General features: G+C 65.6%; 1 protein-coding gene and 1 pseudogene. Both read right to left on the reverse strand.

Going from position 1 to position 2597, the window contains the following annotated elements; genetic code table 11:
- A partial coding sequence (locus AC1DWI_RS19375) for an SdrD B-like domain-containing protein (RefSeq protein WP_477668636.1) occupies nucleotides 1-2093 on the reverse strand: 2093 nt, incomplete at its 3' end.
- Nucleotides 2090-2597: pseudogene (locus tag AC1DWI_RS19380) on the reverse strand (hypothetical protein); the annotation flags it as partial. The pseudogene AC1DWI_RS19380 and the gene AC1DWI_RS19375, both read right to left, overlap by 4 nt.

The following is a 2597-nucleotide window of genomic DNA, read 5'->3' on the forward strand; positions in this document are numbered from 1 at the left end:
CGTTCGCGCTGCACGGCGAAGTCGAGCGAATTGGTTTGGCGTACCAAAATGACCGTCTTCGCAGGATCGCGAAGAACCGGGCTCCAGGGCAAGGGAACGTTGTCCGGAGAAATTTCAATCAAATGATCTCCGGCCGCCACGTAGGGAAACTCGTAGCGGCCCTGGCTGTCGGTTCGTGTCACGTAGCGCCGGTCGAGGATGACGGTGACACCAGGCACGCCACCTTCGGACGCTTCCCTGCGGCCATTGCTGTCTGCGTCGAAAAACACCGTGCCTGTCAGCCCGCCGGAGCCGGTTCCGGGCAGGCCGCCTAGCGGTGCTGTGGAGGTGCCGGCCCGGTCTTCGTAGCGCAGCAGCAGCTGGATGCTGCGGTTGGTCTGGGTGGTTGCAATGGCCTGCTGCGTTGCTGCCGTCAGGGCCGAGACCACCAGTGCCGGAAGCGGTTCCTGCCCGCGTGACTCGGTGTAACGAAGGGTGAGCGACCAGCCGCCATAAGGTTGCCAGCTCACGCCGACATTGGCATTGACCGACTCGCCGCCGTCGCTGCGGCGTGCACCCCGCACCGACCCATCCAGCGACCATTGCGACCACGGCGACAGGGTGCCAAGAATGCCCCAGATCAGGCCTGTGGTGGGGCTGACATTGCCGCTCATCCGCTCCCATGCCAGCGAGGTGCCGAAAGTGGCCGGCAAGACAACCGGCCAGCTTTGGTCTACCCCGAGCCGGGTTGTCCGGACGCCGGATGCATTGGCCAGGTCGGCGCGCCATTGTGTCTGGCCCCAGTCGCTGGCGCGGCTCCAGGACAGCTGCGCCGACTGGCCGGGGCTGGTGATGGTACGAAAGCTCAGGGCCGCGCCCACCGAGTTGCGCGAATCGAGCAGGTAGCGGCCGTTGACGTTGATGAAGGCACTGCGTCCCGACGCACCGCTGCCTGCGCCGGCACGGCTCACGCTGTCACTCAGCTCGACCGCATACCCGGCTTGCCACTGCCGGGTGGAGGTGTCGGCCTGCCAGTAGACGCCTTGCAGGTCGCTGGCGAGGACCGTGGTGCCCCAGCGCAAATTGGGTTCAAAGCGGAAAACACCGGCTGTGGTACGCCAGCGTTCGGTGCGCCACGCGGCATCCAGCCAGAGGCCAGTGGCTTCGCCGCCCTGCGTGCTGTTGCTGCGCACCAGGTTGGCCTGCATGCGCAGGCCGCCGACCCGCTCGCTGGGCGACCCATAGCCGGTAGCCAGTCCCGTGCCCCACGGCGCTGCGCCTTCCCAGGACGCCGCAGCAAAGTAAGCGCGGGTGTTCAATGAGTTGCCGAAGCCTCCGTTGTCCGAAATATTTTTACCGTCGATCAACTGGAATGCGGCGTCAGTGCGGCTTCCTGCCCCCAATGCGTCACCGGTGGGAAGGCGAAATTGCGCACCGGCAGACCCGATGCTGCCGCCGGAAGTCTGGAAGCCGACGGCATCCAGCCCGCTAAAGAGGCCGGTACGTCCCGCGGCTGCGTTCAGGTCTACGGCGTCGTTGAGGTACCACTGTCCACCAACACCCCGGATGGGCGTGGCCGGCACCGATACCCGCCCGGTACCACGGGCGAGCCGGGTGCTGACGGTATTGATGTCGCCCGCGTTGTGGTTGGCAAACCAGCCGCCGTCCAGCGGCAGGGCGCGCTGGTCAATGCGCCAGGTGCTGCCGCTGTTTTGGGCCTGGTTGCCCGGCGCATTCGACTGCTGTTGGACCAGGTTGGCATTGATCGAGAGCGCGCCGTGGTTCGGTGTGTCCACGAAGCCGCCTATGCCCAACGCGCGGGAGGTGGTGTCGCCACCGCCACCGTTCTGCTTGAACAGGGAATAGTCAACACGCCAGCTTCGCGGCCAGCCAGCTTCGTTGTATTCGCTGGCCTTCAGCTGAAGTCCGCCGTCAGGGTCCGGCAGGCCCTCCATAACGCGGTCCACATAAGGCTGGCCCTCAGCGGGCGGAGCCGTTGCCTGGGCCAGGGCCGCAGCCGTTGCAAAACCGGTCCCAAGTCCTGCAAGGCCGATGCGCCACCACTTGAGTGGCAAGGAAGAAGGGATGATCGGCGTGTGCGCTCGTCGCTTCATGGGGCGAAGCGCTGCTCAATACTTTGTGTTTGGCCTTTGCCCCATTCGAGCTTGCCGCGCACCGTGACGGGATAGCGGATCTGCGCCGCGGTGTCCTGGTCTCCCGGGCGAGTGGCACTCAGTGGGATCGTGCGTGTCTCGCCGGGAAGTATGGGGGTGTTGGCTGGCGAAAATTCCAGTGAGGTATTGGATGCATCGGTGCCGTTCAGGAAGCCGGTGACACGGCCGTGGGCCGTGCCGCTGTTGCGGATCTGCAGGACGGGTGTGGGCTTGCCGTTCACGGTCTGGACGCCCGAGCCGGCGACGCTCAGCTCCGGTGTGGCGCCGCCGATGGTGACGTACACCACCACGCCGAGACGCGCGGAAAATGGGATGGGGGGGCCCGACTCCATGCGGGTAACCTGCTCCTGGCCTTCCAGCATGATGGCAAAGCGGCATTCACCAGGCTTTGCATCGGGGGGCACATTGACTTCAAAGCGAAACCGGTAAGGACGCCCACCCGCA

Source organism: Polaromonas sp. P3_C2 (genome assembly GCF_056402675.1).